Source organism: Saccharopolyspora sp. NPDC045941 (genome assembly GCF_056431445.1).
The window spans coordinates 1-19,582 of the sequence record NZ_JBWKKU010000022.1 but is presented as its reverse complement, the minus strand read 5'-3'; the positions used below and the strand labels follow the sequence as shown (position 1 = coordinate 19,582).

The 19,582-nt window shown below is 70.0% G+C and carries 14 protein-coding genes; 11 read left to right on the top strand and 3 right to left on the bottom strand.

The annotated features are described in order from the left end of the window. Positions 1-26: 26 nt before the first annotated feature. A complete protein-coding gene (locus AC07FN_RS19325; protein WP_478396851.1) occupies positions 27-950 on the top strand; it encodes a cation diffusion facilitator family transporter in 924 nt (307 codons plus the stop codon). A gap of 260 nt (positions 951-1,210) precedes the next feature. Then, the gene (locus tag AC07FN_RS19320) at positions 1,211-2,749 is read left to right on the top strand and encodes an amino acid permease (RefSeq protein WP_478396850.1); all 1,539 of its coding nucleotides are present in this window, start codon (positions 1,211-1,213) and stop codon (positions 2,747-2,749) included. Positions 2,750-3,137: 388 nt separating this feature from the next. Here AC07FN_RS19320 and AC07FN_RS19315 read toward each other — a convergent pair whose 3' ends face one another. Further along, entirely contained in the window at positions 3,138-5,810 is a 2,673-nt protein-coding gene (locus AC07FN_RS19315; RefSeq protein ID WP_478396849.1) for an alpha/beta hydrolase family protein, read from the bottom strand. Positions 5,811-6,217: 407 nt separating this feature from the next. Between AC07FN_RS19315 and ahcY the strand changes: the two genes are divergently transcribed. After that, positions 6,218-7,681, top strand: coding sequence for an adenosylhomocysteinase (gene ahcY, locus AC07FN_RS19310; RefSeq protein ID WP_478396848.1), 1,464 nt, complete (start codon positions 6,218-6,220; stop codon positions 7,679-7,681). 106 nt (positions 7,682-7,787) lie between these two features. On the opposite strand, the gene AC07FN_RS19305 is transcribed toward ahcY, so the two are convergent. Further along, a complete protein-coding gene (locus tag AC07FN_RS19305; protein ID WP_452617866.1) occupies positions 7,788-8,261 on the bottom strand; it encodes an OsmC family protein in 474 nt (157 codons plus the stop codon). Between the two features lie 109 nt (positions 8,262-8,370). Between AC07FN_RS19305 and AC07FN_RS19300 the strand changes: the two genes are divergently transcribed. From AC07FN_RS19300 to secA, 7 genes are all read left to right on the top strand, one after another. Further along, on the top strand, positions 8,371-9,018 hold the full coding sequence (locus tag AC07FN_RS19300; protein WP_478396847.1) for a dTMP kinase: 648 nt from the start codon (positions 8,371-8,373) through the stop codon (positions 9,016-9,018). Positions 9,019-9,266: 248 nt separating this feature from the next. Next, on the top strand, positions 9,267-9,944 hold the full coding sequence (mtrA, locus tag AC07FN_RS19295) for an MtrAB system response regulator MtrA (RefSeq protein ID WP_093160527.1): 678 nt from the start codon (positions 9,267-9,269) through the stop codon (positions 9,942-9,944). A gap of 304 nt (positions 9,945-10,248) precedes the next feature. Then, positions 10,249-11,970: an MtrAB system histidine kinase MtrB gene (gene mtrB, locus AC07FN_RS19290; protein ID WP_452617864.1), complete on the top strand. Its 1,722-nt coding sequence runs from the start codon at positions 10,249-10,251 to the stop codon at positions 11,968-11,970. Continuing rightward, positions 11,967-13,682, top strand: a complete 1,716-nt coding sequence (locus AC07FN_RS19285; protein WP_478396846.1) for an LpqB family beta-propeller domain-containing protein — start codon at positions 11,967-11,969, stop codon at positions 13,680-13,682. Before mtrB ends, AC07FN_RS19285 begins: the two co-directional genes overlap by 4 nt. A gap of 58 nt (positions 13,683-13,740) precedes the next feature. Then, positions 13,741-14,427: a ComF family protein gene (locus AC07FN_RS19280; RefSeq protein ID WP_478396845.1), complete on the top strand. Its 687-nt coding sequence runs from the start codon at positions 13,741-13,743 to the stop codon at positions 14,425-14,427. A 420-nt stretch (positions 14,428-14,847) separates the two neighbouring features. Next, positions 14,848-15,522 (top strand): ribosome hibernation-promoting factor, HPF/YfiA family, encoded by a 675-nt coding sequence (gene hpf, locus AC07FN_RS19275; RefSeq protein ID WP_478396844.1) that lies wholly within the window; start codon positions 14,848-14,850, stop codon positions 15,520-15,522. A gap of 188 nt (positions 15,523-15,710) precedes the next feature. Further along, on the top strand, positions 15,711-18,587 hold the full coding sequence (secA, locus tag AC07FN_RS19270; RefSeq protein WP_478396843.1) for a preprotein translocase subunit SecA: 2,877 nt from the start codon (positions 15,711-15,713) through the stop codon (positions 18,585-18,587). Here the strand turns inward: secA and AC07FN_RS19265 are convergent, their stop codons facing one another. After that, positions 18,588-18,944 carry an Rv3235 family protein gene (locus AC07FN_RS19265; protein ID WP_478396842.1) on the bottom strand — a complete coding sequence of 119 codons (357 nt, stop codon included), beginning with the start codon at positions 18,942-18,944 and terminating at the stop codon, positions 18,588-18,590. A gap of 114 nt (positions 18,945-19,058) precedes the next feature. On the opposite strand from AC07FN_RS19265, the gene AC07FN_RS19260 reads away from it, so the two are divergent. Then, positions 19,059-19,466, top strand: a complete 408-nt coding sequence (locus AC07FN_RS19260) for an HAD-IA family hydrolase (protein ID WP_478396841.1) — start codon at positions 19,059-19,061, stop codon at positions 19,464-19,466. The last annotated feature ends 116 nt before the right edge of the window (positions 19,467-19,582 follow it).

Here is a 19,582-nt window from a genome sequence, read left to right as displayed (position 1 = left end):
CCGCACACCGAATCGGGAGATACATCGTGTCAGCAGGAGGCGGAACCAAGGCCATCCTGGCCGCGTTGGCCGCGAACGCGGGTATCGCCGTGGCCAAGTTCGGCGGGTTCCTGTTCACCGGTTCCTCGTCGATGCTGGCGGAAGCGGTGCACTCGGTCGCCGACACCTCGAACCAGGGCCTGCTGCTGCTCGGGCAGAAGACGTCGCAGCGCAAGCCCACCCCGGAACACCCCTTCGGGTACGGCCGGGACCGCTACTTCTACTCGTTCGTCGTCGCGCTGCTGCTGTTCAGCCTGGGCTCGATGTTCGCGCTCTACGAGGGCATCCACAAGATCCAGCACCCCGAGCCGCTGCACTCGGCGTGGGTGGCGGTGGTCATCCTGCTGATCGCGATCGGCCTGGAGACCTTCAGCTTCATCACCGCGATCCGGGAATCGAAGGCGATCAAGGGCGAGCTGACCTGGTGGCAGTTCATTCGGCAGGCCAAGACCCCGGAGCTGCCGGTGGTGCTGCTGGAGGACTTCGGCGCGCTGATCGGCCTGGTGCTCGCGCTCGGCGGCGTCGGCCTCACCGCGCTGACCGGCGACCCGGTCTGGGACGGCATCGGCACCGCGTGCATCGGCGTGCTGCTGGGGGCGATCGCGATCGTGCTGATCGTCGAGACCAAGAGCCTGCTCATCGGCGAGGGCGCGACCCGCGACGTGCTCGACGAGATCGTGGGCCAGCTGGAGTCCGAGCGGGTGGAGAAGGTGATCCACATCCGGACCCAGTACCTCGGCCCGGAGGAGCTGCTGATCGCCGCCAAGATCGGTCTCGCCCCGTCGCTGTCGGTGGCCGAGGTGGCGGCCGAGATCGACGGTGCCGAGGCGCGGGTCCGGGCGAAGGTGCCCGCGGCCCGGCTGATCTACCTCGAACCGGACCTGGAGCGGGGCCGCGCCGCGACCGCGTGACCGCCGCGTCGACGCGCCAGGCCCTGCCCCGGGCCGGGATCCCCGACATCATGTGCCTGTGTGACGTCGAGGGGTTCCCGATCGATCACCGTACGTAGGCGAAACGGGCAGACATCCCGCTTCCGGGGGTAAGACCAGTGCGTGTTTGCATTACAAGGAGTTAACAAAACGGGTGGCGTGCTCAAGTCAGCTGGTTCCGATCGAGATACTGCCGCGTTAGGGTGCGGACCCACCATTTGGGCTCAATGAGGGAGGCGACAGTGCCAGGCACTGGGCTGTGGCGAACCAAATCGGTCGAACAATCCATCTTGGATACCGACGAACCGGACACCAAGCTGCGAAAGAACCTCGGAACCTGGGACCTGATCGTCTTCGGGGTTTCCGTGGTCATCGGTGCGGGCATCTTCACGCTCGCCGCGCGAACCGCCGGTGATGTCACCGGCCCCTCGGTGTCGCTGGCGTTCGTGCTCGCCGCGATCGCCTGCGGGCTGGCGGCGCTGTGCTACGCCGAGTTCGCCTCCACCGTTCCGGTCGCGGGCAGCGCGTACACCTACTCGTACGCGACGTTCGGCGAGTTCATCGCCTGGATCATCGGCTGGGACCTGATCCTGGAGTTCGCCGTCGCGGCGGCCGCGGTGGCCAAGGGCTGGTCGATCTACCTGGAGCAGGTGCTCAAGCTGATCGGCCTGGAGGTGCCCACGGTCCTGCCGCTGGGCCCGCTGCAGTTCGACTGGGGTGCCGTGCTGCTCACGGTGGTGCTGTGCAGCCTGCTGGCCCTCGGCACGAAGCTGTCGGCCCGCGTCAGCCTGGTGATCACGCTGATCAAGGTGGCCGTGGTGCTGCTGGTCATCGTGGTCGGCCTGGCCTACGTGAACGCGGCCAACTACAGCCCGTTCATCCCGCCGGCGCAGACCGCCGCCGAGGAAGGCCCGAAGCTGGAGCAGTCGCTGCTGTCGCTGATCCTCGGCGGTGAGACCAGCACGTACGGCGTCTTCGGCCTGCTGGCCGCGGCATCGCTGGTGTTCTTCGCCTTCATCGGCTTCGACATCGTGGCCACCACGGCGGAGGAGACCAAGAACCCGCAGAAGATGGCGCCCCGCGGCATCCTCGGCAGCCTCGCGATCGTCACCGTGCTCTACGTCGCGGTCGCGCTGGTCGTCACCGGCATGGTGCCCTACACCGACCTCGCGACCGCCGAGGACGGCAGCCGTTCAACGCTGGCCACGGCCTTCGCTCAGCACGGCGTGAACTGGGCGGCGGCGATCATCTCGGTCGGCGCCCTGGCCGGTCTGACCACGGTCGTCATGGTGCTGCTGCTGGGGCAGACCCGCGTGCTGTTCGCGATGTCCCGCGACGGCCTGGTGCCGCGCGGCCTGGCCAAGACCGACCCGAAGCACGGCACCCCGGTCCGGGCCACCATCCTGGTCGGCGCGGTCGTGGTCGTCGCGTCCGGTTTCTTCCCGGCGGACAAGCTGGAAGAGATGGTCAACGTCGGCACGCTGTTCGCCTTCGTGCTCGTCTCGCTCGGCGTGATCGTGCTCCGCAGGACCCGGCCCGATCTGCCGCGCGGCTTCCGGGCCCCGCTGGTGCCGCTGGTGCCGATCCTGGCGATCCTGGCTTGCTTCTGGCTGATGCTGAACCTGACCGCCCTGACCTGGGTCCGGTTCGCGGTCTGGATGGTCGCCGGTGTGGTGATCTACTTCCTGTACGGCCGCAAGCACTCGCGGCTGGCCCAGCGCCAGGCCGGTGAGGTGGCCGCAGGGGGTGCGGTGCCCCAGGACGGGGGCTCCAAGGACTAGCCGGGTGACTGGCTGACCGATCGAAGCGGCGCCGCCCTCGGAGGGCGGCGCCGCTTTTTCGCCTGTGATTCGAACAAATGTTCACCTGGCTGAGTGATGATCTCCGCCGTCCGGCTCCGGATCATGGAGGCATGACACGGAGAACAGCTCAAATCAGGAACGGCCATCACTCCGCATGCCGCAGCAGCAGGGCTCGCGGAGGTAGGAATGCGAGGGTCGAGGGCGGGCCCTTGCCTACGGCGTTCGTGCCCGCCAGCCTCGTCGGCGAGGCGCGATCCTCCGGAGCGCCTCCGCCGCGCCGGAGGTCGGCGCTCGGCGCACGCGTGGAGCGCGCCATGCCGCTTTGGTACGCCGCCGGGCTGCCCGGCGGGTGGTTACGTGCCGTTGCTCAGCGCTCGGAAGCGCGCAGCGCCATGCCGCGCTCCCACGGGGCGCTGCGCCCGCGGGGCTCGGTGATCTCCGGAAGCACCGAAGGCTCCGGCCGGGGCTTCGAATCCTGCTGTCGCGGCGCCGCCGTGATCCGCTCCGGCTCGTCGTTCTGGGCGGTTTCGGGCTCCTCGGTGTCGGTCTTCGGGCGGGTCAGCCCCTCGATGGTCTCGGTGAGGGATCCGCCGTCACCGCCCTGCGCCGTCAGGTGAGGCGTCTTCGGCGCGCTCGCCGTGGCCGGGACCTGAGCCGGGGTCGGGGTCTGCGGCTGCAACGGGAGCGCGGCGCCGCGAACCGGGGACTCCAGGCCCGCGGCCATCGCGACGGCGCGGTCCCACTCCGGGTCGCCGCTGTAGTCGGTGTGCCCGAGCACGCCGGGCACCCAGCGCCGGCACGAGAACGGGCCGCGCTGCGGGTCGGGGAGCCAGTGGTCGCCGCCGAGCACCAGGGCGCCGGTGGGGCCGCGGGTGGCGGCGGGCAGCGGCCCCTCGGTGCCATCGGCACGCAGCCCGACCCCGATCAGCATGCCGTCGTAGACCTGCCGGTTCCAGGTGGTCACGGCGCCGCCGATCGGGTCGGTGCCGCGGCACAGCGAGCGCCAGCGGCCGCCGAGCGCGCCGGCCAGGTCGCGCAGCGAAGCGTGGGGCACCACGCCGGGGAACGCCCGCGGGTAGGCCCACTGGAGCTGGGAGCCCGCGGTGACCAGGCCGACCCGTTCGCGGTCGGCCTCCGGGAGGGATTCCAGCAGCCGGGCGGTCGCGACGGCGGCGAGCAGGCTGCCCTGGCTGTGCCCGACGAGGACGACGCGCGTGTTCGGGTCGGCGAGGTGCTCGGTGGCGCGGGCGGCGAGCTCGGGGATCACCTTCAGCGCGTAGCACGGCGGCACCACGGGATGCGCTTCGCGAGGCCAGAACAGCGCCAGGTCGCAGAGCACGCCGAGGTAGCGGGCGGTGTCCCGCTTGGTGGCGGCCAGGTACACCATCCGAAGCAGCCCGACGGCGAGCGTCGCGAGCGCGGCGACCCCGACTCCGATCAGCCAGGTGAAGCCGGGCAGTTCGGCGACCCGGGCCACCAGGGTCAACGCGGTGCTGACGGCCAGCACCCCAGCGATCACGAGGAGGACGAGATGTGAGTAGCGGCGCTGCAAGTCCGCCCACTTCCAGGCGTTGGCCGCGGCGCGCTGGTCCGCGGGCCGCCCGGCGTGCAGCAAGGCGACCTCGTCGGGAATCGAGTCGTCGGTGCCCACGGAGCTGTCCGCGCCGTCGCCATCGCGGCGTCCAGCGCGCCACCGCTTCAGCAGCATCCACGGGGTGCCGATGATCCCGGCGGCGAGCAGCAGCACAGCCGTCGTGCCCCAGAAGATCGTCACGTCGTCGTAGGCGGTGGGCAGCATGAGCACCGGGTCGCCCGGCTCCTGCGAGGCGCCCAGCGCCCGGGCCACGCTCAGGCCGAGTCCCGCGCCGAACCCGTTGCCGAGCATGCAGGCGAGCATCAGCACGGGGGCGGTCATCCAGCCGCCGATCCAGGGGCGGAGCCGGGGCGGGCAGGTCTTCCAGCCGGGGCGGGCGAGCAGTGCGGCGGGCGCGAGCAGGACGGCCACCGCGAGGCATGTGATCACCAATGCGCCGGTGATCGCGTCGATCGTGTCGCCCGAGCCGGGCAGCGGGCCGGTCAGCTGCCCGGGGAAGAGGGCGACCGTGCACAGCAGTAACGCGGCAACGGTCATCAGCGCGCGACGCTGAGTGCGGCCGAGCGTGATCCGCAGCGCCTTTTCCTTGCCGTCGGGGCGCATTCCGGCCGGGTCGTCGAGCACGACGGTTCCGACCAGGGAGAAGACGAGCAATGCCGCGGCGATCAGCCAGCGCGGATCGGCGCTGATCGCGAACGGTCCGCCGAGCGCGAGAAGCGCCACAGTGGACAGTGCCGCGATGACGTGCAGGGTGCGCAGCACCGGCGTGTCCGGGTCCGCGACGACGTTCGCGCCGGGCAGCATCGGTGCCCGCGACGAGTGCTGCGGTTTGTCGGTCTTCGGCGCCGAGACCTGCCAGGAAACAGTGGACAGGCGATGCATGAGGAGGATCACGAGAGCAACGGGCAGCAGAGCGGCTGAGGCACGCAGGATGTCAATGCTCCGGATGGCGCCCGGGACGAAGTCCATGCACTGCACGCCAGGTCGGAGGCATTGCGCGGCGACCAGGTCCAGGGTGACCACGGCCAGCTGCGCGACGAGCAGCATCGTCAGCAGCAGGGCCGAAATCCGGAGCAGCGCGCGCAGCACGGACGAGAGCGCGGTGCTGATCGGGTTGCCGGTCCGGGCCGGCGGCAGCATCCAGTGCGCCATGTTGGCCAGCGCGAACGGGAACAGCAGGGCCCAGGTGGCCTTGGCCAGGCCGCCGGAGGTCATGCCGCCCCAGACGTAGCCTTCGACGATGCGGGGCACCGAGCGGTCCCCGGCCGACAGCATCGGTCCGGGAACCGGTCGGCGAAGTCGGTCGGCCGGGCGCATGATGCGTCCGATGCCGTCGCCGGCGACGTCCACCGAGGCGACCGAATCGGTCAGCTCGTCGCCGGTGGTGCCGAGGATGCCGTGTACCCGCAGCTCGACGACGCGGGTGTCGGGCCCGGGTATTTGCACTGGATCCTCCCGTGCGGTTGTTGATCGTCGAAACGCCGGTGGCGATTCTCCACTGCTGATCGACATCTGGCGAGCTCTGCCCCTCCGATTGTGATCGTCCGGGGCGCCCCATGTCCCGCATTCCTCGCAGGTTTCCCGGTGCTTTTCCGGCAGTGGTGCCTCTCGTGGCCGACGGGGATCTGCGAAGCACGGCGACCGCGGCCAGCGTGGTCGGCGAGCGGCGAAGCCGGAGTGCAGCGCGGACCAGCGGCTGGGCCGCGCTGGGCCGGCGCGGAGCGGCGCTAGCGCGACACCGGCCAGATGTTATCGCCACGAGTGATCGATCGAATACCGACGGTAGTCTCGGTGCGGGGTCGGCCGCCGAATCCGTGCCCTGACCAGCACGCATCTTCCCGAGGGGGAGAAGGATGAGTGTCGAGAAGCTGCAGACCCGCGGCGGTGTCGAATTCGCCGTCGCGGATCTGGCGCCGGCCGCCGACGGCCGGAACCAGATCCGGTTGGCCGAGCACGAGATGCCCGGCCTGATGGTGCTGCGCCGGGAGTACGCCGAGGTGCATCCGCTGAAGGGCGCGCGCATCTCGGGTTCCCTGCACATGACGGTGCAGACCGCCGTGCTGATCGAGACCCTGGTGTCGCTGGGTGCCGAGGTGCGCTGGGCCTCCTGCAACATCTTCTCCACCGACGACGCGGCGGCCGCCGCTGTGGTGGTTGGCCCGCACGGGACTCCGGATGAACCTGGGGGCGTCCCCGTGTTCGCGTGGAAGGGCGAGACCCCGGCGGAGTACTGGTGGTGCACCGAGCGGATGCTGACCTGGCCCGGCGACCAGGGGCCGAACATGATCCTGGACGATGGCGGCGACGCGACCCTGCTGGTCCACGAAGGTGCGCGGTGCGAGGCGGCCGGGGTGGTGCCGAATCCGGCGGACGACGACCCGGACGAGCTCAAGGTGATCTTGGACGCGTTGCGCGCGTCGCTGGCCGCCGACCCCACCAAGTGGACCCGCGCGGCGGCGGGCGTCCGGGGCGTCACCGAGGAGACCACGACCGGCGTCAACCGCCTGTACCGGCTCGCCGCGCGCGGCGAGCTGCTGTTCCCGGCGATCAACGTCAACGACTCGGTGACCAAGTCGAAGTTCGACAACAAGTACGGCATCCGGCACTCGCTGATCGACGGCATCAACCGGGGCACCGATGTGCTCATGGGGGGCAAGGTCGCGGTGGTGTGCGGCTACGGCGACGTCGGCAAGGGCGCGGCGGAGTCGCTGCGCGGCCAGCGCGCCCGCGTGATCATCACCGAAATCGATCCGATCAACGCGCTGCAGGCGATGCTGGACGGGTACCAGGTGGCCCGGTTGGAGAGCGTCATCGACCAGGCCGACATCGTGATCACCACGACGGGGAACAAGGACATCGTCACCGTCGACCACATGCGGCGGATGAAGCACCAGGCGATCCTCGGCAACGTCGGCCACTTCGACGACGAGATCGACATGGCCGGCCTGCGCCGCGCAGCCGATGCGCGCCGGGTGCGGATCAAGCCGCAGGTCGACGAGTGGGTGTTCGACAACGGCCGGTCGATCATCGTGCTGTCCGAGGGGCGCCTGCTGAACCTGGGCAACGCCACCGGGCATCCGAGCTTCGTGATGTCGGCGTCGTTCGCCAACCAGACGATCGCCCAGATCGAGCTGTTCACCAAGCACGAGGAGTACGACAACGAGGTCTACCGGTTGCCCAAGATCCTCGACGAGAAGGTCGCCCGCATCCACGTGGCGGCCCTCGGCGGCGAGCTGACGAAGCTCTCCAAGGAGCAGGCCGAGTACATCGACGTCGACGTGGAAGGTCCCTACAAGCCGGACCACTACCGGTACTGAAGCCCTGCGTGCCCGGGCGGCGGAACCTCAGGTGTCCGGGCGGGCCCCAGATCGCCGACCCGCAGCCCGCCCGGCTCGTGGTCCTGCGCCGACGCCGGCCGGCTCGTCACTGCGCGATGTGGATCTCCGGTTCGTGGCGGACCGGGAAGTTGACCGAGTTGGCGATGTAGCACTTGCGGTGCGCCTCTTCGTGCAGCTTCTCGGCGGTCGGCAGCATGGCCGGGTCGGTGATCGTCACCTGCGGGCGGAGCACGACCTCGGTGAAGTGCCCGCCGGTGGCGGGGTCTTCCACCATGGTGCCGCTCGCGTCGTCGCGGTAGGCGGTGACGACGATGCCGGAGGTGCTGCACAGCCCGAGATACCACAGCATGTGGCACTCGGACAGCGACGTGACCAGGAGGTCTTCCGGGTTGTGGAGGCCGGGGTCGCCGCGGAAGGCGGGATCGGCCGATGCGGTCAGCTGAGGCTTGCCATCGATGTCCACGACGTGCTCACGGCTGTAGTCGCGGTACGAGGCGGTGCCGCTGCCGGTGTTGCCGGTCCAGGTCACGGTCGCGCGGTACGAGTGAGTCTTTGGCATACCGATTGTATACAGCAGAACGGGTTGCTGCGAAAGCGAATTCACGCGCCGGGACGATCGGATGAGGGTGTCCGGATGGGGGTGTGGCGGCTGGACTACCGTCGACGGCGTGGGTCGACTAATCGTCATCGAGGGACTGGACGGCGCGGGCAAGCGCACGCTCGCCAACGGCATCGCGGCAGAACTGACCGCCCGCGGGCACGACGTGGCCCGCTCGGCGTTCCCGCGCTACGCCGACGACGTCCACGCCGAGCTCGTCGCGGAAGCGCTCCGCGGTCGCCACGGCGACCTCGGCGACTCCGTCCACGGCATGGCCGTCCTCTACGCGCTCGACCGCCGCGCCGCGGCGGACGCGCTGCGCGCGGACCTCCGCGCGCACGACGTCGTCCTCCTCGACCGCTACGTCGCCTCGAACGCCGCCTACGGCGCCGCTCGGCTCCACCAGGACAGCCACGGCGACTTCGTCGCCTGGGTCCGCGAGTTGGAGGTGACGCGCTTCGCGCTGCCGAAGCCGGATCTGCAGATCCTGCTGCAGGTGCCGTCGGAGGTGGCGGCCGCCCGCGCCGAGCACCGGGAGCGGACCGAAGTGGACCGCCAGCGGGACAACTTCGAGTCCGATGCCCCGCTGCAGCAGCGTTGCGGCAAGGTCTACCAGCAGCTCGCGGCGGAGGACTGGTGGTCGCCGTGGGTCGTGGTGGACGGCGTGAACCACGTGGACTTCGGCGCGCTCGTCGACCAGCACGTCCTCGCGCGGTAAGCGTTCGGCGGCGCGGCGAACACCCGCACTGTCCGAAGTGCACACTCGTCCAGGCGGCCCAAGCCGTTGCTACGCAACGTGAGTCGATCGGCACGCGGCGTCGAATCGGATCGGTGCGCGAAACCACCGGACTGGATGCTCCATTCGGCGGTATTCGCTGGGCCGATTCGGTTGTCCCGCCGCGACCTGCGGCGACGATCAGCGGGTGGATGCACGGCGGCGGGGCGACAAGTGCAACCATGTTGGCCATGAAGGCACGCGTGCTCGTGGTGGACGACGATCCGGCCCTGGCCGAAATGCTGACCATCGTGCTCCGAGGTGAGGGCTTCGAGACGGCCGTCGTCAGCGACGGCACCAAGGCGCTGCCTGCCTTGCGCGAGCTCAAGCCGGACCTGGTCCTGCTGGACCTGATGCTGCCCGGGATGAACGGCATCGACGTCTGCAAGGCCATCCGCACCGAGTCCGTCGTGCCGATCGTGATGCTGACCGCCAAGAGCGACACGGTCGACGTGGTGCTGGGCCTGGAGTCCGGCGCCGACGACTACGTGGTCAAGCCGTTCAAGCCGAAAGAGCTGGTCGCCCGGCTGCGGGCCCGGCTGCGCCGGACCGACGCCGAGCCGGCCGAGGTGCTCACCATCGGCGACGTCACCATCGACGTGCCCGGCCACGAGGTGACCCGCGACGGCCAGCCGATCGCGTTGACGCCGCTGGAGTTCGACCTGCTGGTGGCGCTGGCCCGCAAGCCCCGCCAGGTGTTCACCCGCGAGGTCCTGCTGGAGCAGGTGTGGGGCTACCGGCACGCCGCCGACACCCGCCTGGTCAACGTGCACGTCCAGCGCCTGCGGTCCAAGGTGGAGCGCGATCCGGAGCGCCCCGAGGTGGTGCTGACGGTCCGCGGCGTCGGTTACAAGGCCGGCCCCCCGTGATGTCCTGATCGAAATGGGCGCCCGCTCGCGAGCGGGCGCCCATTCGTCCGGTCCGGAACTTCGGATCCGGCCCGGGATCGCGATTCTCGCCCGCGCGCGGCGCGAGTTGCGGGTGTGGAACAAGAGGAAATGACCGCGCCGCCGGCACCGGACTGCGGGTGGGCGCGATGATCCGGAACTGCGCACCGGTCGGGGCACCGGTGTGGGCGGTCGGCCGAGCCTTTGACACAGTTGCTAGCCGGGTCGTAGTGGCGGAGTGGCCCGGGGGACGGTTGCCGTGAGGGTGTGGACGCGTCGAGGCCGCTTGGTCCAGCGGCTGATCAGTCGTGTCCGCGAGGAGGTCCGCAGCCGCTGGCGCCGCTTCGAAGCGCTGTGGCGGCGGTCGATGCAGCTGCGCGTCGTGGTCAGCACCCTCGCGCTGTCGATGGCCGTGGTCTTCGCGCTGGGCATGATGCTGCAGTGGCAGATCACGTCGCAGCTGCTGTCCACGAAGGAAACCGCCGCGATATCGCAGGTCGAGGTCAGCCTGCCGATCCTGGAGCGCGAGCTGACCGCGGTCGACCCGAACGCGGACAACGTCACCGAACAGCTGCAAGCCGCGCTGAACCGGCTGACGACGACGTCCTCCGGGCAGTCCACCACCGAGACGGTGGCCGGCGCGTTCGAGCCGGTGCTGGTCGACGGGCGCGCGCCGGGCGAACGGTCGCAGCAGCCGGCCGCCGGCCCGATCGACGACGTGCCGTCCGACCTGCGCCAGTTCGTCGAACGCGGCCAGCTGGCCACCAAGATCACCACCGCACACCGGGAGAAGGGCACCTCCGTCACGATGCTGGCGGTGGGGACGCCGGTGAGCACCGCGACCCGGCAGCTCCAGGTCTACCTGCTGTTCCCGCTGACCGCCGAGCAGAACACCCTCGAAGTCCTGCAGCAGACCCTCCTGCTCGGCGGGCTGGTGCTGCTGGTGATGGTGGGCGCCATCACGAACCTGGTGACGCGCCAGGTGGTGCGGCCGGTGCGGCAGGCCGCGCAGATCGCCGAGCAGCTGGCCGAAGGCGACCTGGACAAGCGGATGCGGGTGATCGGCGAGGACGACGTGGCCCGGCTGGCGGAGTCGTTCAACGAGATGGCCGACAGCCTCAAGCAGCAGATCACGCAGCTGGAGGAGTTCGGCCAGCTGCAGCGCCGGTTCACCTCGGACGTCTCCCACGAGCTGCGCACCCCGCTGACCACCGTGCGGATGGCCGCCGACGTGCTGCACGCCTCCCGGGAGCAGTTCCCGCCCGGCCTGTCCAGGTCGACCGAGCTGCTCGTCGACGAGCTCGACCGGTTCGAGCTGCTGCTGGCGGACCTGCTGGAGATCTCCCGGCTCGATGCCGGCGTCGCCGATCTGGCGGCCGAGCAGCTGGACCTCACCGAGATCGTGGACCGCTCCGTGGAGGCGCTGCGCCCCATCGCCGACACGAGCGGTGTGGAGCTGCGGCTGATCGCCCCGTCCGGGGGCGAGCTCTCCATCGTCGCCGACGCCCGCCGGGTGGAGCGGATCATGCGGAACCTGGTGGCCAACGCCATCGACCACGCTGAGGGCGGGCCGGTCGAGATCCGCTTCGGCGGCAACGAGCAGGCAGTCGCGGTGACCGTCCGGGACTACGGCGTCGGCCTGCGCTCGGGCGAGGCCGAGCTGGTGTTCACCCGGTTCTGGCGGGCCGACCCGTCCAGGAACCGGCGCACCGGCGGCACCGGCCTCGGGCTGTCGATCAGCCTCGAGGACGCCCGGTTGCACGGCGGTGGGCTGGACGCGTGGGGCGAACCCGGCGAGGGCTCGTGCTTCCGCCTCACCCTGCCCCGGCGGCCGGGCGAGGCGTTCGACACCAGCCCGCTGCCGATGCCGGGCATCCGCCGGATCGCGGCACCGGAAGCGCTGCTAGCGGCCAGCGTCGACCCGCCGACGGACGGGGAGGCCGGCGATCCGGACTTCCGCGACCGCGGGCCGGCTCGGTTGTCCGAACACTCCTGGGAGGACGAATGATGGGCGTGCGTCGGGTGGTGGTGCTGCTGGCGGTGCTGCTGTCGGTGTCGGCGTGCGCATCGATCCCGGAGAGTTCGGATCCGAGGGCGATCCGGGCGGTCGACGAGAGCAACGCGACCGCGCCCGTGCCCCCGCCGCCGGACGGCGCCGACCCGCTCGCACTGGTGCGCAGTTTCGTCAACGCGTCCGCCGCCCCGGAGAGCAACCACGAGTCCGCGCGACAGCACCTCACCCCGGCTGCGCGCCGGAGCTGGACTCCGGCGCCGGGCCTGCTCATCGTGGACAACGTCGACACGATCCCGGCGACGCAGCCCACGCCGCTGCCCGATGGCGTGCAGATGGTCACCGTGCAGGCCGACAAGGTGGGGCGGCTGCTGCCGGACTCGTCCTTCGTCCCCGAAGTCGGCGAGTACCAGGCCCAGGTGCGGGTGGAGCTGCAAGCGGACGGGGAGTGGCGCATCGCGACGCCGCTGCCCGAGATCGTCGCCAGCAAGGGCTCGTTCAGCACCGTCTACCAGGCCGTCCCGATCTACTTCCTGGACCACGATTCGACCGGCATCGTCCCGGACGTGCGGTACGTGGTGTCGCAACCGGCGAGCACCCTGCCCAGGCAGGTCATCGACCTGCTGACCAGCGGCCCGTCCGCGGGGCTGGAGTCGGCCATGCGCACCGCCATCCCGCCCGGCGTGCACCCGAAGACCAACCCGGCCGACCCCGGGGACGGTGCGCTGGAGGTGAACCTCAGCGATCTCGGCGCCCTCCCGCGGGAGGACCGCCAGCTGATCGCCGCGCAGGTGGTGTTCACCTTGCAGAGCGTCAACAACGCGCGGGTCCGGCTGAAGGTGGAGGGCGCGCCGCTGCTGCCGGACGGGAAGGACCTGCGGCCGACCGACCTCGGCTCCTACGAGACCAACAACACCGCCCGCCCGGACCTGCCGGGATTGGTGGTGGTGGACGAGCGGCTGCTCACCCTCGACACCGCGCAGCCGATCCAGGGCCCGGCCGGATCGGGCGAGTACGACGTGCTCCGGGCGGGCCAGTCGCTCGACGGCAGCCATCTCGCGGCGGTCACGCGCGTCGTCGGCGTCGTCGGCGTCGAGCTGCGGGTCGGCCGCTACGGCGCGCCGCTGCCCGAACTCCCGGTGCGGGGCGCCGACATGAGCAAACCCACCTGGCGCGGGAGGTCCGAGGTGTGGACCGTCGTGGACGGTCGCAACGTGGTCCGCGCACTGGATACCGGGAACGGCTGGGTGTCGCGCCAGGTCGACGCCGGGCAGCTGACCGCCGACGGACCGATCAGCGATCTGCGGTTGTCCCGCGACGGGACCCGGGTGGCGGCGGTGGTCGGCGGCCGCCTCGTGGTCGCCGGAGTGTCCGATCAGGACGGTCAGGTGGTGCTGCAGCGGCCGATCACGCTGCCTGCGCCGGGGGTTCGGATCACCGGAGTCGATTGGCTGAAGGACGACTCGCTGGTGGTGATCAGCGACAGCAACATCACGCCGGTCTTCGAGGTGACGGTCGACGGGTTCCAGTGGGTCCCGTTCACCGCGGCGAACCTCGGCCAGCCGTTGAAGGCGGTCACGGTCGCCAACCGCGGCCGGGTGGTCGTCAGCGACCGCAGCGGGATCTGGGAGTCCAGGGAGACCGACGACGTCTGGTCCCTGGTCCAGGGCTCGATCGGCGGCGGCTCGATCCCGTTCTTCCCGGGCTGACCGCCGAACCCGACACGCGTCGGTGAGTCGGGACGCCGATCTGCGGCACCATCGGCCGGTGCGCGTTTCCTGGTTCGGTGCGGGGCTTTCCGGCTTGGTCGACCTGATGCTGCCGCTGCGCTGCGCGGGCTGCGACGCGGCGGGTGTGGCGTGGTGCCGGGACTGCGCGCGCGAGCTCGGCGGGCTCCGACGAGTCGAGCGCCCGCTGCTCGAAGCCGTACCGCCGGTGTACGCGCTCGGCCGGTACCGGGGCGCCGCCCGGCGAGCGGTGCTCGCCTACAAGGAGTCCGGCCGCCGCCATCTCGCCGAGCCGCTGGCCCGCCACATCGCGATCGGCCTGCGTGCGATCACCGTCGAGCACCGGCTCGATCCGGCCTGGTACCTGGTGCCGGCGCCGTCCCGGACGATCGCCTCCCGCCGAAGGGGCGGCGCGCACATGTCCCGCATCGCGCACCGGGCCGCGGCCGGGCTGACCGACGCGGGCCATCCCGCGGCCGTCGCGGACTGCCTGGTGACCGCGCGCGGGGCGGCGGATTCGGCCGGGCTGGATGCGGCCGAACGAGTGCGCAACCTGTCCGGCCGAGTGCTCGGCCGGACGAGTCGTTTTCCGCCGCAGGCGGCGCAAGTCGCGCTGATCGACGACGTCATCACCACCGGCGCGACGGTCACGAGCTGCTTGGCGGTCCTCGGAACCGCAGGCATCGAGGTCGCCGCGGTGCTCGGCCTGACCGCGACGGCCGCCTGAAGCATTCGGGTGGATTGCCGATACCCGAACAGACGCGGGAACTTCACCTGCCGTCCACTCGTTTTCCAGTTATGAGCAGGCAGGACCCGGCCCTCCGGCGGCCCGGCGCGGAGCTACGGCACGTAGCCCCCGATCGGGTGAAAAACGAGGCCGATGGGGCGACTGGGGCAGGGCACGCCCGCGCCCGTGGCCTGCTTCGAACGGTGGCAGCAATCACTCTCGGTGGCCGCTTGACTTCGCCCGACAAGGGGGGTGTCACAAATCGGTAAACCGAGCTAACGTGCCACTCAATCCAGCCAACCCAGGCGGGAGGGAAGGAGCGAAACCCCATGTCCCTGGCGCCGGAAGTGAGCTGATCGCCTTCTAGCCGGCGCCGCCGTGCACACCTCGCCTACGGCACGCAAGGAACGGAGGTCGTGAATGGATATCGTCGTCAAGGGTCGCAACGTCGAAGTTCCCACGCACTACCGGGAGCACGTCAATGCGAAGTTGACCCGGCTTGAGCGGTACAACAAGAAGGCAATCCGGGCGGACGTGGAACTGTTCCACGAGCGCAATCCCCGTCAAGCCAAGAATTGCCAGCGAGTCGAGATCACGCTGATGGGCAAGGGCTCGCCCGTGCGGGCCGAGGCTTGCGCAGGCGATTTCTACGCCGCACTCGATGCCGCCACGACCAAGCTGGAGAGCAGGCTCCGGCGCATGCACGACCGTAGAAAGGTGCACTACGGGCAGCACAACCCGACATCCGTGGCACAGGCGACCGCAGCGATGGCGGACCGGCCCGTCGCGATGGGCCAGGCCGTGGCCGAAGGCCGGACCGCGCTACTAGAAGCGCCGCTGGAGGTCGACGAGTACGCCGCCCAGGTCCCGGGCCAGCGGATGGCCGCGGAAAACGGGTACGACGAACCAGGCCGCGTCGTCCGCGAGAAGGACCACCCGGCCGAGCCGATGACGGTTGACCAGGCCCTCTACGAGATGGAACTGGTCGGACACGACTTCTACCTCTTCTCCGATGCGGACAGCGGTAGGCCCAGCGTGGTCTACCGGAGGAAGGGATTCGACTACGGAGTGATCAGGTTGGCTGACGCGCTATAGGGCGAGTCTGCGCCAACGCCGACCCGAACAGCTGTCCCCCGCGTACCGTGGTTCGCGGGGGACAGTCGCGTGTGGGGGTCCGCCACCCGGACCTGCACCGGATGGCGGGTCCCCACTACCAGCTCTAATACGATGACCGCAAAGCGTCCGTGACGGACGCGTCACGATCAGCTAGTGAGGTCGACCGGATGGTCCTGTCCCGACTGCTCCGCGCCGGCGAGGGCAAGATGCTCAAGCGTCTGCGCAACATCGCGGCGCACATCAACGAGCTTGAAAAGGACATCGTCGCGCTGTCCGACGCCGAGCTGCGGGGCAAGACCGACGAGTTCAAACGCCGCCACGCCGACGGCGAGTCCCTCGACGAACTGCTGCCCGAAGCGTTCGCGGTGGCCCGCGAGGGCGCCAAGCGCACCCTGGGCCAGCGGCACTTCGACGTGCAGCTGATGGGTGGCGCGTCGCTGCACCTCGGCAACATCTCCGAGATGAAGACCGGTGAGGGCAAGACCCTGACCTGCGTGCTGCCCGCCTACCTCAACGCGATCACGGGCAAGGGCGTGCACGTCGTCACGACCAACGACTACCTGGCCCGCCGCGACGCCGAGTGGATGGGCCGCGTGCACCGCTTCCTGGGCCTGGAGGTCGGCGCGATCCTGGCCGACATGACGCCGGAGCAGCGGCGCAAGGCCTACGCCGCGGACATCACCTACGGCACGAACAATGAATTCGGCTTCGACTACCTGCGCGACAACATGGCCTGGAGCCTCTCCGACTGCGTGCAGCGCGGGCACTACTTCGCCGTCGTCGACGAGGTCGACTCCATCCTGATCGACGAAGCCCGGACGCCGCTGATCATCTCCGGCCCCGCCGACCAGTCCTCCCGCTGGTACCAGGAGTTCGCCAGGCTCGCGCCGATGCTCAAGCGCGACCAGCACTACGAGGTGGACGAGCGCAAGCGCACCGTCGGCGTCACCGAAGACGGCGTCACCCTCATCGAGGACCAGCTCGGCATCGAAAACCTCTACGAGGCCGCCAACACCCCGCTGGTCGGCTACCTCAACAACGCGCTGAAGGCCAAGGAGCTCTACAAGCGCGACAAGGACTACATCGTCCGCGACGGCGAGGTGCTGATCGTCGACGAGTTCACCGGCCGCATCCTGGCCGGGCGCCGCTACAACGAGGGCATGCACCAGGCGATCGAGGCCAAGGAAGGCGTCGAGATCAAGGCCGAGAACCAGACGCTGGCCACGATCACGCTGCAGAACTACTTCCGCCTCTACGACAAGCTGGCCGGCATGACCGGTACCGCCGAGACCGAGGCGGCCGAGTTCCACACCACCTACAAGCTCGGTGTGGTGCCGATCCCGACGAACAAGCCGATGGCCCGCGCCGACCAGCCCGACCTGGTGTACAAGACCGAGCCGGCGAAGTTCGAGGCGGTCGCCGAGGACATCGAAGAGCGGTACCAGCGCGGCCAGCCGGTCCTGGTCGGCACGACCAGCGTGGAGCGCTCCGAGTACCTGTCGAAGCTGCTCACCAAAAAGGGCATCCCGCACAACGTGCTGAACGCGAAGAACCACGCGCGGGAGGCCGCGATCATCGCCGAGGCGGGTCGCAAGGGCGCGGTCACGGTCGCCACCAACATGGCAGGTCGCGGTACCGACATCGTGCTCGGCGGCAACACCGACCACCTCGCCGACGCCGAGCTGCGCAGCCGCGGCCTGGACCCGGTGGAGAACCGCGAGCAGTACGAGGCCGAGTGGCCCGCGGTCGTCGAGAAGATCACGGCGCAGGCCAAGGCCGAGGGCGAGGAGATCCGCGAGGTCGGCGGACTCTACGTGCTGGGCACCGAGCGACACGAGTCGCGCCGCATCGACAACCAGCTGCGTGGCCGCTCCGGCCGTCAGGGCGACCCCGGCGAGTCCCGGTTCTACCTGTCGCTGGGCGATGAGCTGATGCGGCGCTTCAACGCCGCGATGGTCGAGACCGTGATGACCCGGCTCAAGGTGCCCGACGACGTGCCGATCGAGCACAAGATGGTCAGCCGCGCCATCCGCAGCGCGCAGACCCAGGTCGAGCAGCAGAACATGGAGATCCGCAAGAACGTCCTCAAGTACGACGAGGTCATGAACCAACAGCGGACCGTCATCTACGACGAGCGGCACCGCGTGCTGGCCGGCGAGGACCTGCACGAGCAGGTCATGCACATGCTCACCGACGTGGTGACGGCCTACGTCGACGCGGAGACGGCCGAGGGCTACGCCGAGGACTGGGACTTCGAGAAGCTCTGGACCGCGCTGAAGACCCTCTACCCGATGTCGATCAGCTGGGAAGCCCTCGTCGACGACGAGGAGGACCTGTCCAAGGAGCGCCTGCTGGAGCTCATCCGGGAGGACGCGCGCGCCGCGTACGCCAAGCGCGAGGCCGATGTCGACGGCAAGGTCGGCCAGGGCGCGATGCGGGAGCTGGAGCGCCGCGTGGTGCTCAGCGTCCTGGACCGCAAGTGGCGCGAGCACCTCTACGAGATGGACTACCTCAAGGAGGGCATCGGGCTGCGGGCAATGGCCCAGCGCGACCCGCTGATCGAGTACCGTCGCGAGGGCTTCGACATGTTCGGGGCGATGCTGGAGGCGCTCAAGGAGGAGTCCGTCGGATTCCTGTTCAACGTCCAGGTCGAGGCGGCCGAGCCGCAGCCCGAACCGGAAGCGCCGGCCATGCCGGTGTCGGTGAGCCAGGTCGGCAGCGGCACGCCGGACGTGCCCCAGACCCCGCAGCCGACGGCCCAGCCCGCGCCGCAACCGCGGCCCAAGCGCGCCCGGCCGGCATCCGCCGGCCCCGCGTTGAGCCAGCTGCCCACCGCGGCAGACGGCGAGCAGGTCCCGTCCGCGTTGCGCGGCAAGGGACTCGACTCGCCGACGCCGCGGGGCCTGAGCTACTCCGGACCGAACGAGACCGGTGACGTGGAGACCAGCAGCGACGGCGACCAGGGGCCGGAGTCGCGCAGCGGCACCCGCCGCGAGCGCCGGGCCGCCGCTCGAGCTGACGCGAAGAAGAACAAGAAGCGCTGATCAGACCAGGGACAGCAGCGTGCACACCCAGTGCGCGTTGTCCTGTTCCAGGCGCAGCACCAGGGCCCGGACCCGGTAGCGCGTCCCGACGATCATGCAGGCCTCCACCGTGCAGTCGGTGACCAGGCAGGCGTGGACGGATCGCAGCCGGTAGTCCGGGCTTTGTGCTGCGTGCAGCCGGGTGGTGAGCAGCAGCCCGGCCACTTGTGGCTCGAGGTGCTCGCGCACCTCGTGCAAGGCACGGCGCCCGGCGAGCACGTCGAAGACCTGCGCGCCGATGAACCCCGCGATGGCGGAGGCGCTGCTGTCCGCCACCGCCTCGGCCGGCGTCGTTTCGATCGACAGCACTGCGGTCATGGCGTCTCCAGGCGGTCGGCGGACTGGACTCCCGCTTAACTGAGGAACTTGCGGTCCGGATCCGGTCACCTTCAGCCCCAGAACGCCCCGATCGTGTGAGCTACCGTGCGGCTCGTGGATCTGAAGGGACTGCTGCTGGACTACGCCGGGGTGCTCGACGATCCGGGCGACGAGCCGTCCGGCGTACCGCCGTTGCTGGACGTCGCGCGGCGCATCCGCCGGGCCGGGATCGGAACCGCCCTGGTGTCCAACGCCAACGGGCTCGCCGACCCGGGCCTGTCCGAGCTGTTCGACACCGTCGTGCTGTCCGGGGCGGTCGGCGTCGCCAAGCCGAGTGTCGAGATCTACCGGCTGACCGCGCGCCGGCTGGGGCTGGAACCGCGGCAGTGCGTCTTCGTTGACGACCTCCGCCGGAACGTGGCCGGCGCGGTCGAGGCGGGCATGGTCGGAGTCCACCACCGCGACGTCGATTCGACGGTCACCGAGCTGGCCACCCTCTTCGGCCTCGAAACCAGCTCTTGACCTGGTGTTTTGATGTTTAAGGGGGGGTGGTTGCAGGGGGTGTTTCGGGGGTGTGTAAATTTATCCAAGTCAGAGCGACACGGGCCGGGAAAACCGGGCCGAGCCTGACACGGGTC

Coding starts and splice junctions, on each gene's coding strand:
- AC07FN_RS19265 (WP_478396842.1), bottom strand. CDS start 18,944: ATGACCGCAGTGCTGTCGATCGAAACGACGCCGGCCGAGGCGGTGGCG.
- secA (WP_478396843.1), top strand. CDS start 15,711: ATGGTCCTGTCCCGACTGCTCCGCGCCGGCGAGGGCAAGATGCTCAAG.
- AC07FN_RS19305 (WP_452617866.1), bottom strand. CDS start 8,261: ATGCCAAAGACTCACTCGTACCGCGCGACCGTGACCTGGACCGGCAAC.
- AC07FN_RS19285 (WP_478396846.1), top strand. CDS start 11,967: ATGATGGGCGTGCGTCGGGTGGTGGTGCTGCTGGCGGTGCTGCTGTCG.
- ahcY (WP_478396848.1), top strand. CDS start 6,218: ATGAGTGTCGAGAAGCTGCAGACCCGCGGCGGTGTCGAATTCGCCGTC.
- hpf (WP_478396844.1), top strand. CDS start 14,848: ATGGATATCGTCGTCAAGGGTCGCAACGTCGAAGTTCCCACGCACTAC.
- mtrA (WP_093160527.1), top strand. CDS start 9,267: ATGAAGGCACGCGTGCTCGTGGTGGACGACGATCCGGCCCTGGCCGAA.